The sequence below is a fragment of the uncultured Shewanella sp. genome, from assembly GCF_947501665.1.
In the GTDB taxonomy this organism is placed as follows: Bacteria; Pseudomonadota; Gammaproteobacteria; order Enterobacterales; family Shewanellaceae; genus Shewanella.
Genome location: NZ_CANMWS010000092.1, coordinates 1 through 431 on the forward strand (window position 1 = coordinate 1; position 431 = coordinate 431).

Below are 431 nucleotides of genomic sequence, written 5' to 3' on the forward strand. Positions count from 1 at the left end.
CGTCATTTCGCTGCCAATTTAGGTCTTGTGCCACGAGAGCATTCAAGTGGCGGCAAACAAAAATTAGGTCGTATTACAAAACGCGGCAACCGTTATCTAAGGCGACTACTTGTTCAAGGCGCTTGGTCTATCATACGCCATGTTGAACAAAGTACAGATAGAATCTCTGTTTGGGCGAAACAGTTGATTGAACGAAGAGGCAAGCATAAAGCGGTGGTTGCTGTCGCGAATAAACTCGCAAGGATCATCTGGTCGATGTTATACAAACAAACAGAATATAGAGCCAATTAAAAAGTACAGCGTCATCCACACCAAGCGATGCGATAAAATGTAATGAAGTAACAGGTAAAACCGACCTTTGTCAATGCTGGGAAAGAACACGGGAGCAGCGAAACCCGTAGGGACGATAAGCTACAAAGGTGCGGTACTCA

Annotated in this window: 1 protein-coding gene; it reads left to right on the top strand. The window is 44.8% G+C overall.

The window, feature by feature from the left end; genetic code table 11:
* Window positions 1-291 (top strand): transposase (locus tag Q0976_RS24045; protein WP_299497398.1); only part of this gene is annotated, 291 nt, incomplete at its 5' end.
* Window positions 292-431: the final 140 nt, after the last annotated feature.